Source organism: Paenibacillus sp. FSL R5-0407 (genome assembly GCF_038009185.1).
Lineage (GTDB): Bacteria > Bacillota > Bacilli > Paenibacillales > Paenibacillaceae > Fontibacillus > Fontibacillus vini.
In genome coordinates, this window is the sequence record NZ_JBBPAX010000002.1 from 854,665 (window position 1) to 868,429 (window position 13,765).

Annotated in this window: 11 protein-coding genes; 2 read left to right on the top strand and 9 right to left on the bottom strand. The window is 53.3% G+C overall.

Annotation, left to right across the window (positions count from 1 at the left end):
* Positions 1 to 49: 49 nt before the first annotated feature.
* Positions 50 to 2,281 carry an arylsulfatase gene (locus NYE70_RS22860; RefSeq protein ID WP_341048387.1) on the bottom strand — a complete coding sequence of 744 codons (2,232 nt, stop codon included), beginning with the start codon at positions 2,279 to 2,281 and terminating at the stop codon, positions 50 to 52.
* 350 nt (positions 2,282 to 2,631) lie between these two features.
* Between NYE70_RS22860 and NYE70_RS22865 the strand changes: the two genes are divergently transcribed.
* On the top strand, positions 2,632 to 3,405 hold the full coding sequence (locus NYE70_RS22865; RefSeq protein WP_341048389.1) for a class I SAM-dependent methyltransferase: 774 nt from the start codon (positions 2,632 to 2,634) through the stop codon (positions 3,403 to 3,405).
* Between the two features lie 77 nt (positions 3,406 to 3,482).
* Here NYE70_RS22865 and NYE70_RS22870 read toward each other — a convergent pair whose 3' ends face one another.
* The 8 genes from NYE70_RS22870 to NYE70_RS22905 all read right to left on the bottom strand — a co-directional run bounded on the left by NYE70_RS22870 (position 3,483) and on the right by NYE70_RS22905 (position 10,725).
* On the bottom strand, positions 3,483 to 4,787 hold the full coding sequence (locus NYE70_RS22870; RefSeq protein ID WP_341048390.1) for a stalk domain-containing protein: 1,305 nt from the start codon (positions 4,785 to 4,787) through the stop codon (positions 3,483 to 3,485).
* Positions 4,788 to 4,853: 66 nt separating this feature from the next.
* Entirely contained in the window at positions 4,854 to 5,126 is a 273-nt protein-coding gene (locus NYE70_RS22875) for a hypothetical protein (protein ID WP_211023663.1), read from the bottom strand.
* Between the two features lie 63 nt (positions 5,127 to 5,189).
* Positions 5,190 to 6,050 carry an inositol monophosphatase family protein gene (locus NYE70_RS22880; protein WP_373316827.1) on the bottom strand — a complete coding sequence of 287 codons (861 nt, stop codon included), beginning with the start codon at positions 6,048 to 6,050 and terminating at the stop codon, positions 5,190 to 5,192.
* A gap of 250 nt (positions 6,051 to 6,300) precedes the next feature.
* On the bottom strand, positions 6,301 to 7,071 hold the full coding sequence (fabI, locus tag NYE70_RS22885; protein WP_290408356.1) for an enoyl-ACP reductase FabI: 771 nt from the start codon (positions 7,069 to 7,071) through the stop codon (positions 6,301 to 6,303).
* Between the two features lie 89 nt (positions 7,072 to 7,160).
* Entirely contained in the window at positions 7,161 to 8,165 is a 1,005-nt protein-coding gene (gene uvsE / locus NYE70_RS22890) for a UV DNA damage repair endonuclease UvsE (RefSeq protein WP_290408355.1), read from the bottom strand.
* On the bottom strand, positions 8,162 to 8,485 hold the full coding sequence (locus NYE70_RS22895) for a hypothetical protein (protein WP_211023670.1): 324 nt from the start codon (positions 8,483 to 8,485) through the stop codon (positions 8,162 to 8,164). Before NYE70_RS22895 ends, uvsE begins: the two co-directional genes overlap by 4 nt.
* Positions 8,486 to 8,562: 77 nt before the next feature.
* Entirely contained in the window at positions 8,563 to 9,660 is a 1,098-nt protein-coding gene (locus tag NYE70_RS22900) for a D-alanine--D-alanine ligase (RefSeq protein WP_341048394.1), read from the bottom strand.
* Positions 9,661 to 9,720: 60 nt separating this feature from the next.
* The gene (locus NYE70_RS22905) at positions 9,721 to 10,725 is read right to left on the bottom strand and encodes an amidase domain-containing protein (RefSeq protein ID WP_211023674.1); all 1,005 of its coding nucleotides are present in this window, start codon (positions 10,723 to 10,725) and stop codon (positions 9,721 to 9,723) included.
* Positions 10,726 to 10,967: 242 nt separating this feature from the next.
* Here NYE70_RS22905 and acnA point away from each other — a divergent pair, with 242 nt between their 5' ends.
* Positions 10,968 to 13,685, top strand: coding sequence for an aconitate hydratase AcnA (gene acnA / locus NYE70_RS22910; protein ID WP_341048397.1), 2,718 nt, complete (start codon positions 10,968 to 10,970; stop codon positions 13,683 to 13,685).
* Positions 13,686 to 13,765: the final 80 nt, after the last annotated feature.

The following is a 13,765-nucleotide window of genomic DNA, read 5'->3' on the forward strand; positions in this document are numbered from 1 at the left end:
CCTCTCTTCTCATAAGTATGGTCCATTAATCCACTGATCTATGAATTTATTAATCTACGGCCAATTCTTTGGCGACCTCCGCCTCCTGATCGCGAATGTATTGAGGAATCGTTACGCGAACCTCCTTAAGCTCTCCCGAAAATATAAACGGAGATTCATAGTTGTCGCTTACCGGGGTTTGCGCGCTTTTACCGACCGAGAACACGCCCGGGCCCGTAATATAAGCGACTTTTAGAATATCGCCTTCCCCGGCGAACAGTTGATCCACGTACAGCTTTCCGGTTTGGGTCTCGGCGGAGTAATCAAATCTTACGGTAACCGGCCCTACCGGCAATTCTTCGGCAGACACGATCACATAATGCTGTTCTCCGATAAAATTGTAATGGTAGACCAGTCGATTGTTCTGCACATAGAACGCAAATCCCCCGAATCTCCCGCCGCTCGCGAGAATGGCTCCCTCTTGGTCCGCCGAAGTCCGGACAAGATCCGCCTCAATGGAATGCGTCAGTCTTGGATTGAAGAGAACGTAATGATGGTACCCTTCCGTGCCCGGGTAGTATTTGTAGGTTACAGCTTTCGGGCGCTGCCCTCCGCCGCTGAATTTTCCCAGTATGCCGCGGCCGTCGATAGGCAGCACTCCGTACAGTTCCGCTTCCTTCCACCATAATTGAATTAACTCCTTCAGCTTTTCCGGCTCGGACTGGGCAAGATCGTTATTTTCCGAAAAATCTTTATCCACATGGTAGAGCTCCCACTTGTCATCGTCGAAGGAGGTCCCCGGGATATGGTAGGTGACGGCTTTCCAGCCTTCATGATAAATGGCGCGATTGCCCAGCATCTCATAATATTGCGTCGTTCTCCGGCTCGGCTCCGACGGTTGCTCGAAGCTGTACGCCAGACTTACGCCTTCTATGGACTTCTGCTGGATGCCCTTCAATTCGGCAGGCGCCTGGATCTCCGCCAATTCCAGAATGGTAGGGACCACATCGATCGCATGATGATACTGACTGCGAATCCCGCCGGCATCCTTGATCTTATCCGGATACGAGATGATGAACGGGTCTTTGACCCCTCCCGCATGAACGAAAGTCTTATACCATTTCAAAGGTGTGTTTCCGACCTGCGCCCACCCGATCGGATAATGATTGTATGCCTCGGGGGTTCCCAGCTTATCGATATGGACAATTTCCTGCTCCGCCTGCTCGGCTTCCCCGTTGAAATTTTTATACTCGTTCCATGTACCGATTTGCTGTCCTTCCGGGCTGGCCCCATTATCGGAAACCAGGACAATAATCGTATTGTCGAATTGCCCGATTTCCCGGAGCGCATCCAGGAACCGGCCGATATGATAATCCGTATGATCGAGAAAACCGGCGAACACCTCCTGCATTCTTGCAAATAACTGCCGTTCCGTCGGCGTTAAAGAATGCCATGGCTTGACTCCGGGATTGCGCGGAGGAAGCTGCGCGTTTTGCGGAATGATGCCGAGCTTCTTTTGCCGGCCGAACCATTGCTCGCGGGCAACGTCCCAACCTTGATCGTACTTGCCGGCGTATTTATCTATGAATTCCTTGGGCGCATGATGGGGGGCATGTGTCGCCCCGTATGCGAGATACAGAAAAAATGGTTTATCCGGCGCCGCGCTCTTCTGTTCACGGACATATTGAATCGCCTTGTCGGTCAAATCCTCCGTTAAGTGATAGCCTTCCTCCGGTTGTTTCGGTTGGTCAATGTATTCATTTCCCGAAACCAGATCAGGATTCCACTGATTCGTCTCCCCTCCCAAAAACCCGTAATACCGTTCAAAACCTCGAGATAAAGGCCAGTGGTCAAACGGACCCGCTAATGACCTTTCTTCGGACGGAAGGAGATGCCATTTGCCGACAGCCAGCGTGCTGTATCCTTCTTCTTGTAAAATTTCGCTGAGCAGCGCCGTTTCTTTACTGACCCGTCCCCGCGAATTCGGAAACCCGTTGTCGATATCGGCAAGAAATCCCATGCCTGCGGAATGATGGTTTCTTCCCGTCAGTAAGCAAGTACGGGTCGGGGAGCAGATGGCAGTCGTATGGAAGTTGGTATAGCGCAGTCCCCCGTTCGCCAGCTTATCGATATTCGGCGTCGAAATATCCGAACCATAGCAGCCCAGATGCGAGTAGCCCGTATCGTCTAATACGATATAGACTACATTCGGCGATCCTTCCTGCGGGCGTTTCGGCTCGGGCCACCATGGCTTGCTGTCATCGTAATACGGCTTAATTTCCCCTTGAAACTCATTGGACATGTTCTCAGCTCCTAATATGAATTGTTATCCAGCGCGCACAAAAAAAGAGATCCAATAAGGAGGCTAGGCCTGCTTATTGAATCTCTGGTTAACCAGTCGATTTCACGGACGGCTATTCTTTTGTCGCAATGAACTTCTATTTGAATGAATATTACCAGCTTGAAAGACGGCGTGTCAATTTATTTTTAATTATTCCTATAAAAATAATATGTTTTATATTTGTTTATAGCGTAAACCTATCACCGTGATTCGAACTATATATTTCACCAATTATTGTTTCTGCGTAATAATGGAATCAAGCAAAGTAAAAATGAATTAAAAATACGATACAGGCAAGGGAGGCTACCGTGATGGCGGAAAGCAAGCAAGTTTGGCAGCCCGGATTGTATGATGACAAGCTGGGCTTTGTATCGGAATACGGCAAGGACGTTGTGGAACTGCTTCAGGCCCGGTCCGGAGAACGAATTCTCGATTTGGGCTGCGGCACGGGGGACCTGACTTACGAAATCTCGAAAACCGGGGCGGAAGTGCTCGGCATGGACCTTTCGGCACCGATGATTGAACAGGCTCGTCAAAAATACCCGTCGCTCGACTTTCGTGTCGATAACGCCGAAAGCTTTGAACTGGACGTCCCGGCGGACGCTGTGTTCTCCAACGCCGCGCTTCATTGGATAAAGGATGCGCAAGGCGCAGCCGCCTCCGTTTGGAACGCGCTGAAACCCGGAGGACGCTTCGTCGCCGAATTTGGCGGTAAGGGTAACGTAGATGTAATAATTCGTAGTCTGTCCGCCGTATTGGAGAAAGACTACGGCGTGGCTGCCGGACCGTTAAATCCATGGTACTTCCCGAGTTTGGCCGAATACAGCGCTTTGCTTGAGGAGCTTGGTTTCAGAGTCATTTATGCTGCGCATTTCGACCGGCCTACCAAGTTGGGGGAAGGCGAAGACGGTTTGTCCCACTGGCTGAAGGGCTTTGCCGAGGACTCCTTCCTGTCTGCCTTTAACGAATCTGAAAAACAGGCCATTCTTCAAAAAACAGCCGGTTTGGCACGAAGCGAACTGTTCAAGGAGGGCTGCTGGTTCGCCGATTACGTCCGCCTTCGCGTTGTGGCGGTAAAGCCATAATGAATTAACGATTTCTTGGCTTCAATAAAAAAGGCCGTTCTGCGGGATGCAGAACGGCCTTTTTACCGAGTTAGAAATTATAAATTAATGAATGCCGTTTTTAACTTCGGACTGAATTGAACATCCAATCCCAAACCGGTTGCAAGTAGGGCTAGTGGAACATACGTCTTTTGTTCCTTTCCGACTTTGTGCAGAAATGCAGGTGCTGCCGTATCTACCTTGATTCCGTCCGCAGTGATTTGCTTCGCGCCAACCGGGATGACCACGGTCCGTCCCGCATACGTAATCGTTGCCGTACCGGCTTTAGAGTCCCAACGCGACTGACCGCCGATAGCATCCGTAATATCCTTCAGGGCGACAAAGGTCTGTCCGTTCTTAACCACCGGGGCGTAAGGAGTGGATAACTCTTTTCCTTTAACGACAATCGAAATAGGAGTTTGTCCGGATTTCGCCGCTGTTTCCTGATAACTTCCCCAAATATTCTGGGACATGACCTTGGCGATGGCTTCATAGCCCGACTGATTGGGATGTACATCTTCATTAAAGATATGCGTCAGCGACAATTCTTTACCGACAAAAGTCTCGGCCACATGCGCCGCCTTAACCTTTTTGCCATCTGCGTTAAACTGGCTTACCATCTCATCCACGGTAGAGGTGAAGCTTCCCGATACCTTGGTCAGCTCTTCGTAAAGCGCCGCTCCGGCTACTTTTGGAACCGGTTGATACTGGTCGGCCAGTACAATTTGCGCGTTCGGATTGATTTCCGTCAGAATCGAGACCACTTGCTGTACATTCGACTTGTATGTATTCAGCAATTCTGCAGCCTTGGCCTTAAGCTCATCATTCGTCAGGCCTTTCGCTTCCGTCAAAAGCGCGGAGACGTCGTTCCCGCCGATCGTAATTGTGATTACATCCGCCTGTTCAAGTTTGGTCTTGGCGTTAGGCACGCCGGAAGCGAATTCCGGAAGGCGCGGATCGCGAAGTCCTTCCTGGATATCCCCTGCAGCGATTGCCTTACCTTCTTTGATGGCCGTGACGTAGTTGAATAATCCGCTTGTTTTCAATCCTAAAATCCCGTAATTGACCACCTCGGCCCGGCCATGGAACAAAGCCTGCTCCTTCAGCCGGTCGACATATCCGTAAGGTACGGCATTCTCGGCCATGCCCGGCTCATATCCGGCCGTAATGGAGTCGCCCAGCGCCACGATCAATTGGCTCGCCGGAATCGTCGAAGCGCTCTGAGTTGCCGGATTCCCCGGCGTACTTGCATCATTCTGAGCAGGTGCCGCCAGCGCCGACGCTCCACTCCCCAGCACCAGGGCGGCTGCCAGCATCCCCGATACCAGAACCCGACTCCTGTTTCTTAATTTATAATTATTCATACATACACTCCTTCTATAAAAATAATAAAGCACCCCGATTTACTCGGGGCGCCCCCGTGCGCAATCTTATTCCTGATCCGGGTCCGTTTTCTGTCCCCGTCCCTTATCGCTATGCTCCGTTTTCTTCAAATAATCATCATAGCGGCCGTCGATTTCCTTGGCCATACTGCGATATTTGCGCGTCTCTTCCACTATCGGGTCAAGCGTGGTCTGCACCCGGATTTCATATCGGGGAGATAACCGTCTCCGCTCCTCTTCCCGGCGTTCTTCCTCGCTGCCGTACTCTTGCTCCGTCAACAATTCACTGAGTTCTCTTTCGAGTTCCTTATTGTCGCTCATCTAATGGACACTCCCTCCGGTTAAAATGGATGATGAGAAGCCCTTACCTGAATCTTATCGATTCTAGCAACCTGTAGCTCCAGCCGCCTTAATGGCAGCCAGCAGCTGATCCTGGATTTTGCCGTTGCTTGCGATCAGATTCCGGACTCCGATGTCATAAGGATGGCCTGTGGTATCCGTCACTATTCCGCCGGATTCCGCAACCATCAGAGCTCCCGCCGCCGAATCCCAGGCGCTGAGATTCACCTCATAATAACCGCTGAGCCGGCCGGCGGCCACATACGCGAGATGCAGTGCGGCCGATCCCCCGGCACGGAGGCTGCGGGTTTGTTCCGACAATGCCGTGATCCCCTTTAGATTGATCGGCGCCGCGACCTTGCGGTCGGGATTAAAGCCGACGGCGATGACGCTATCCGCCAATGCCGACTCTTGTGATACCCGGGTCGGATTGCCGTGCATATATGCTCCTTTACCCTTTTCCGCCACGAACATTTCATCCCGGGTCGGATCGTAGATAACCCCGATGATCACATCCCCTTTATAGGCAAGGGCAATGGATACGCAGAAGAAAGGGAAACCTTGTACAAAGTTGGTCGTCCCGTCTATCGGATCGATAATCCATAAGTATTCGGCGCTCTTGGCTTCAGTAACAGCCGCCGCCGATGCCTCGGCTCCCGGAGCCACTCCTTCTTCTCCCAATATTTCATGATCGGGAAAATGGGTATGAATCAGTTTGCGGATCATCGCCTCCGCGCCCTTGTCCACATCGGTGACCAGGTCCTGAGGGGAAAACTTCGTGTTCAAGTCTTTAACCATGCCTAATCGGCTCTTAATCCATTCCCCCGCCTTGGCCGCGCAATTGATCGCTACGGCCATCGGACTTTTACTGCCTACAACATAAGGAATACTAGGTTTGGATTCCAATGGTTTCACACTACTTTCTTAATATTTTCTGATTTTTACTTATTCATTGTTCATCGCTCTATCAATCTTGCAAAATTTCCCTTTTTCAAACTATACGCCACCCGGTGCGCAAAGTTGCGCCTTTTCCGCCGTTCTCCAAGGAAACGGGCAGCCTGTCCGGACTACGTTATTTCATATATAAAAAGTCCGTACCCGGCTTGCCTTGATTCGGCGGCACCGGAAACGAACTTTTCAGATTCTTGCAGACTGGTTATGCGCCGACGATATTATAACCGCCGTCGACATAAATGACTTCGCCGGTAATGCCGCGTGACAAGTGGCTAAGCAGGAACATCGCGGTGTCGCCCACTTCCGCCGTCTCCGTCGTTTTACGCAGAGGCGCTTTTTCCTCAACCTGCTTCAGGATGGAATTGAAATCGCTGATGCCTTTAGCCGCCAGCGTCCGGATCGGACCCGCGGAAATTGCATTGACCCGGATATTTCTCGGGCCAAGGTCGTTAGCCAGATAGCGGACGGACGACTCCAGCGCCGCCTTCGCTACGCCCATGACGTTGTAATTGCGCATCACGCGCTCCGCGCCCATATAAGTCATGGTCATAATGCTTCCGCCTTCAGTCATCAGCTGAGACAGGCGTTGCGATACGGCCACGAGCGAATATACGCTGATATCGTTGGCCAGTGCAAAGCCTTCGCGGGAAGTGTCCAGGAACTCGCCGGCCAAATCCTCAGCCTTGGCAAAAGCAATGCTGTGCACCAGGCCATGCAGTACGCCGAATTCGGCGCGCAGTGTCTCCGCCAGCTTGTCGATTTCTTCGTCGACCGTCACATTGCACGGGAGAATGAGCGAATTCGGAAGGGTCTCCGCCAGCTTGCGCACTCTTCCCTCCACACGCTCGCTTTCGTATGTAAACGCCAGACGGGCACCTTGTGCCGCCAAACTTTGGGCAATCGCCCAGGCAATGCTGCGGTCATTGGCCACGCCCATGACAATAATATTCTTTCCAGCCAACAAATCTCCCATGATTAAAGGCCTCCTTAAAATAATCCGGTATCGTTTTGTTCAACTTACCTTATTTCCCCATTAATTTCAAGAACCAAAGGCCCAGTAGATCATGGCTGAATGCGAACGCTGGCCCCATCCAGAATTTCTACACCTTCTTCTGCATATCGGGCGAGGTCTTCCATTAAAGCAAACAGAGCTCCATCCTTCAGCTTGGCTTCAAGCATCACGTCAACCCGCTCCGTCCCTTTGGCGGCGATCTTCCGAAGGAAGTCAAGCAATGGGGCCGCGATCACATGATCGGCATGACCGCGGGGATCGCTTACGCTCTTGGGACTGGAAGCGTGAATCTTCGGCGGCAGAGGATCCCCCGCCGGGGAACCCGCCTGAGCATACGGGCTTGTCCAAGTTTGCAGAATGCGCGGCCATAAATCAGCGGCGTCCTCGCCCGTGTTGTTTACCCAGTGATGGTGAATATCCAGCACCATCGGAAGGCCGAGCGCTTCACAAATCTCCAGCGTCTCCAGGGCATTGAACGTTTTGTCATCGTTCTCCACGGTCAGCCTCTGTTTGAAGTCGTCGGGCAAAGCCGAAACATTATCTTTAAAGCGCGCTCCGGCGGAAGGCTTGTCCCCATAAGCTCCGCCCACATGGATATTGTTCTTGGCCCGGCCGTCCAGCCCCATCGCTTCCAGCATGTTCACGTGATACTGCAAATCCCTCACCGAGCTCCGCAGCACTTCCGGTCTAGGTGTACTGAGTACGGTGAAATGATCCGGATGAAACGAAACGCGAAGTCCGTGTGTCTTCACGAAATCGCCTACTTCGGCAAACGGCTCCCGAAGCGCTTCGAAAGGATCCCAGTCCGCAAGGGCTTCATGAGTGGCCAATGGAATGAGCTTTGAGGAAAAGCGGTATACATGAATGCCGCTCGCTGCATTATGCCGCAGCAACCGCAGCGAATTGTGCAGGTTCTCTGCGGCGATCGATTCGAGCCGGCGCACAGCCGCCTCGCGGTCCGACAGGCCGCTAAACGTCTTGAACGTCATGGTCCGGGATGGCGAAGCATTTGCCACCACCGTGGACATCGCGACATAGCCGAACCGGACGATCACTTGGATCCGGCTTCCCCGAAGAACATCTCATGGGCGAGCGCCGTCTGAACGGCGGATTCTTCGTCCGTCAGCGGGCGGATCAGATCCAGCTCAACCGCTGTGACTTCTTCGCCGTTAAAGTTGATCTCGGCCACGCAGGCCGTGATCTTAACGATCGCCACAGCCTTGTTGTCGGGCGTATAAGCAATTACCTTCTGGCCCGTCGGAAAAATGCGAAGGCCTTGCTTCCGCATTTTCCCGCGTCCGTATTCCATCAGGTCGAACAGTTCTTGCTCATTTTTAAATTTGCATACCGAATTGAATTCCGTTTGAAAACCCATCGTCTCTACTTCCTTTCCTTCTTGGAGTTTTGGAGATCTGGAGTTTGACGTATCGGACGAATCGGATCGGGCTTGCGTTATTGGACCCCGTTCTCGAAATCCAGCTTCTGCCGTGTTTCGTAGCGTTCCAAGGCGAGCCCGATCAGCCGGTCGAGCAATGCTTCATAAGATACGCCCGTTTCACGCCAAAGCAGCGGATACATGCTGAACGGGGTAAATCCGGGCATCGTGTTCACTTCGTTGATCCAGATACTTTCGTCGGATTTCTTAACGAAGAAGTCGGCACGGCACAGCCCGCTGCCCGCTATCGCCTTGAACGCCTTCACGGCCAGATCGCGGACGCGATCCGCCAGCTCCGTATCCAGCGGAGCCGGAATCAGCATTTGCGATTTTCCGTCCAGATATTTCGCCTGGTAATCGTAATATTCGCCGGAGGATACGATCTCTCCCGGAACGGACGCAAGCGGCTCATCATTGCCCAATACGCCGACCTCTACCTCCCGTGCATCGACGAATTCCTCGACGATCACCTTAACGTCATAGCGTAACGCGTGCGCGATCGACTGAATCAGCTCTTCCCTCGTTCTCGCTTTGGAGATGCCGACGCTGGAACCCAGGTTTGCAGGTTTAATGAAGCAAGGATAGCCCAGCTTCTCTTCCATTCCCTGAATCAGAATATGACTGTTCCGCTCCCATTCCGAAGCTGTGAAATAGCAGTATTTGCACTGCTCCAGCCCCGCCTCCGCGAACAGCTTCTTCATGATCACTTTGTCCATGCCCGCGGCTGAAGCCAACACGCCGGCTCCTACGTAAGGCAGGTTGGCCATCTCGAACAGGCCCTGGATCGTTCCGTCTTCCCCGTTCGTGCCATGCAGCAGCGGAAAAGCAACATCGATCGCCGCTTCCCCGGTCGCAAGGCCTTTGAATAGCAAGTTAATGGCATCCGTCGTACCGCCGATTCCCGCATCCAGCTGCAATTGCTCCTGCGACGTAAACGGGGAAGTCAACTTATCGCCGACTCTCCATTCCCCCTGCTTCGTAATATAAAAAGGAAGTAATTCATATTTCGCGTAGTCAAACGCTTTAGAAACCGCAAAGGCCGTCTGCAGCGAAACTTCATGCTCACCCGATTTTCCGCCGTAAATCAGCCCCACAGTCAATTTTTCCTGTCCCATGCGCAACCTCTTTTCAATAATTGTAACGGGGCCAAAAAAACAAAGTTCCCCTTAGTATGGTCAGAACCGGTCCGAAATATGGAAAAACCGGTACACGGTATTCTCGGTCCATGCATACGAATCCCGGTAATCCCAATACCTGTGCTTGCTTGGCACGGTGTGGGCGTTTACCAGAGGCATACCGCCCGCGTCGAACGCGGTTACGATCGTGCTGTGCTGATAGGCTCCGTTTCCGTCCCAATCATAGATGATGACATCCCCAAGCTGCAGTTGCTCCGGCCGGTCGACGAGCTCGGCGCGCAATCCGGATTCACTGCCCCCCAAAAAGCGCTCCAGGGCATTGGCAACCGACCAGCTGTAACTCCAGGCCTCTTTGTCGCCGACATATCCCTTGTACCACCAGCCCGATTCTCTTTTTCCAGTATAGTTTATTGGGGCTCCGCCTGCAAAGAGGCTCTGGGATATATAGTTGGTGCAATCCACCTCAAAGGCGGCGAATTCCGGATTGAATCCGTCCCACCAACGGTCCGCATATAAAACGGCGTCTTCCCTCCGGTAAGGCACGCTTCGGAGTCCGCCCCCGCCAAGTACTTCCCGGTTCAAAAACGGTCTGGCCGCACGCGCCCTTCCGCCGGAGCCGTCCGTTCCAAAGCCTGCCGGCAACGCCGCCCGGGGACTTCGTTCAGGGACTGGCTGAATGACGCGGGTGATGCTCCATCCTTCGCCGTCCCGCTGAAGCGTCAGACGCTGCTTGTTAATACGCTCCTCCCGGTGGCGGGCGCCCCCCTTTTCGTAGTCCATTTTTTGCGCGAGGAGCATTTCCACTTCCATCTCGCCCTCACGGTTCTCAATTTCCCGCAAAAGACGAGCCCGGGTTTCACTGCGAAGCGGGACAGCCCCGCGTTCCTTGTACCATTCTTCCAGCTTCCGCTTATGCAAGCTGCGATGCATCAAATATTCAAGGTCGGTGATCATGGTGTTTTCCGTCCGAGCCCGATAATCCACCTCATCCTGGTTGTATTCGTTCACATAAAGAGATAACGCCTTTTTCCATTCTTCCGCCATCGTTAGACCTCCTTATTCCACATCCGTACCCATTATGAGATTTATATGAACCCGCCTGACCGAGTATGTACTATACGTTCTTCCCGGACAAGCCTTGTAAGCCTATTCACCCGCGACAATACGCATCAATTCCCGGTCAAATGGGTACAAAAAGTTCTTTACTCGCCGCAGGGAGAACGGTATACTTATTATAGCGAGTTTTTGAAATTGTGTTTCATCTAGTGAAACAAGGAGGTTCATTCATGTCAAAGAACGATTTATTCTCCAGCAGCCGTACGCTCGAAGTCGGTGGCAAGAGCTATCGCTACTATGACCTGCTGGCTTTGGAACAGCAAGGGCTGGGGAAAGTAAGCAAACTGCCGTTTTCCATCAAAGTTTTGCTCGAAGCCGCCGTCCGCCAGTTTGACGGGAGAGCCATTACCGAAGAACATGTGAAACAAATCGCCGGCTGGAGCGAGGGCCGGGACGAGAACAAGGAAATTCCGTTTATTCCTGCACGGATCGTGCTTCAGGACTTTACGGGTGTTCCGGTCGTAGTCGATCTGGCCGCGATGCGCGACACCGTTAAGAAAGCGGGCGGAGATCCGAAACAGATCAATCCGCTGGTTCCCGTCGATCTCGTTATCGACCACTCCGTTATGGTAGATGCTTTCGGAACTCCGGACGCTCTCGAATATAACATGAACGTGGAATTCGAACGCAACGAAGAACGCTACCGCTTCCTGCGGTGGGCGCAAACCGCGTTCAACAACTTCCGCGCCGTACCTCCGGCTACCGGGATCGTGCACCAGGTCAACCTGGAATACCTCGCTTCCGTAGCCGCCACTAAGCAGGTTGACGGCGAAACGGTCGTATTCCCGGATTCCCTCGTAGGTACGGATTCCCATACGACGATGATCAACGGTCTGGGTGTCGTAGGCTGGGGCGTCGGCGGGATTGAAGCCGAAGCCGGCATGCTGGGACAGCCGCTGTATTTCGTTGCGCCTGAAGTCATCGGCTTCAAGCTGACAGGCAGCCTGAGCGAAGGCGCTACGGCGACCGACCTGGCGCTTACGGTAACGCAAATGCTGCGTAAAAAAGGCGTGGTCGGCAAGTTCGTCGAATTCTACGGACCGGGCCTTGCCAACATCAGCCTTGCGGATCGTGCTACAGTAGCCAATATGGCTCCTGAATACGGTGCAACCGTCGGCTACTTCCCTGTCGACCAAGAGACGCTGGCCTATATGCGCAGCACGGGTCGTTCCGAGGAGCAAATCGCGCTCGTCGAGGCTTATTACAAAGCACAGGGCATGTTCCGCACAAGCCAAACGGAAGATCCTGAATTTTCCGATCTCATCGAGCTGGATCTCGCTTCCGTCGTACCGAGTCTTGCAGGGCCGAAACGTCCTCAGGACCGGATCGAACTGACCGATATGAAGGATAGCTTCAACGGCATCATCCGTACTCCGGTCGATAAAGGCGGTTACGGACTGAGCGACGAGAAAATCGAGCAAAAGGTGCCGGTGAAGCATACGAACGGCGATACTAGCGTACTGACCACAGGCGCGGTCGTGATCGCCGCAATTACGAGCTGTACGAACACCTCGAATCCGAGCGTTATGCTGGGAGCAGGCCTGCTGGCCAAGAAGGCCGTTGAACGCGGCCTCAAGAAACCGGGCTATGTGAAGAGCAGCTTGACCCCGGGCTCCCTGGTCGTTACGGAATACCTGGTTAAAGCCGGACTCATCGAGCCGCTTGAAGCGCTCGGATTCCACGTTGCGGGCTATGGCTGCGCCACCTGCATCGGGAACTCGGGACCGCTCCCTGACGAAGTCAGCGCGGCGATCGCCGAGAACGATATGACCGTTGCCGCCGTATTGTCCGGTAACCGGAACTTCGAAGGCCGCGTGCACGCTCAGGTTAAGGCGAACTACCTGGCTTCCCCGCCGCTTGTTGTAGCGTATGCGCTGGCAGGTACCGTCAACATCGATCTGCAAAATGATCCGCTGGGCTATGACCAGAACGATCAGCCGGTATACCTGAAAGACATCTGGCCTACTTCCGCGGAAATCAAAGAAGCGATCGGCCTGTCCGTCAGCCCGGAAATGTTCCGTGCCAAATACGAGAACGTATTTACCCAGAACGAGCGTTGGAACTCCATTCCGGTTCCGGAAGGCGAGCTGTACGAGTGGGACGAGAAATCCACTTACATCCAGAATCCTCCGTTCTTTGAAAAGATCAGCGACGGTCTCTCGGACATCGCCGATATCCGTAGCGCCCGCGTGCTTGCCCTGCTTGGCGATTCCGTCACGACCGACCACATTTCGCCGGCCGGCAACATTTCGCCGACCAGCCCTGCAGGCATTTACCTGAGCGACCGCGGTGTCGCCCGCAAAGACTTCAACTCCTATGGTTCGCGCCGGGGTAACCATGAAGTCATGATGCGCGGCACGTTCGCAAATATCCGCATCCGCAACCAGGTTGCCCCTGGCACGGAAGGCGGCGTAACGAAACACCTGCCTACGGATACGCTGATGTCGATCTACGATGCATCGATGAACTACCAGGCGGACGGCCAAAATCTGGTTGTCATTGCCGGTAAAGAATACGGCACAGGCAGTTCCCGTGACTGGGCGGCCAAAGGCACCTACTTGCTCGGAGTCAAAGCCGTCATCGCGGAAAGCTTCGAACGGATTCACCGCAGCAACCTGGTCGGCATGGGCGTACTGCCTCTGCAATTCCAGGAAGGCCACGGCTGGCAGACACTTGGCATTGATGGCACCGAAACGTTTGATATCGTTGGCTTGAGCAACGATGTGAAGCCGGGCCAACAATTGACCGTTATCGCTACCCGTACGGACGGAACGCAATTCGAATTCCCGGTAACCGCCCGTCTCGACAGCATGGTCGACGTGGACTACTACCAAAACGGCGGCATTCTTCAAACCGTTCTGCGGCAAATGATCGCGGAAAACAATTAATATCCGGCTTAAATAGAGAAGGTCGGGTAAAGGGACATCACTCCCTTTACCCGACCTTTTTTTGCTTCAATATGTCCGTG

Bases quoted from the DNA above. Each gene is read 5' to 3' on its own strand.
- NYE70_RS22860 (WP_341048387.1), bottom strand. From the start codon at position 2,281: ATGTCCAATGAGTTTCAAGGGGAAATTAAGCCGTATTACGATGACAGC.
- NYE70_RS22865 (WP_341048389.1), top strand. From the start codon at position 2,632: ATGGCGGAAAGCAAGCAAGTTTGGCAGCCCGGATTGTATGATGACAAG.
- NYE70_RS22870 (WP_341048390.1), bottom strand. From the start codon at position 4,787: ATGAATAATTATAAATTAAGAAACAGGAGTCGGGTTCTGGTATCGGGG.
- NYE70_RS22875 (WP_211023663.1), bottom strand. From the start codon at position 5,126: ATGAGCGACAATAAGGAACTCGAAAGAGAACTCAGTGAATTGTTGACG.
- fabI (WP_290408356.1), bottom strand. From the start codon at position 7,071: ATGGGAGATTTGTTGGCTGGAAAGAATATTATTGTCATGGGCGTGGCC.
- NYE70_RS22895 (WP_211023670.1), bottom strand. From the start codon at position 8,485: ATGGGTTTTCAAACGGAATTCAATTCGGTATGCAAATTTAAAAATGAG.
- NYE70_RS22900 (WP_341048394.1), bottom strand. From the start codon at position 9,660: ATGGGACAGGAAAAATTGACTGTGGGGCTGATTTACGGCGGAAAATCG.
- NYE70_RS22905 (WP_211023674.1), bottom strand. From the start codon at position 10,725: ATGGCGGAAGAATGGAAAAAGGCGTTATCTCTTTATGTGAACGAATAC.
- acnA (WP_341048397.1), top strand. From the start codon at position 10,968: ATGTCAAAGAACGATTTATTCTCCAGCAGCCGTACGCTCGAAGTCGGT.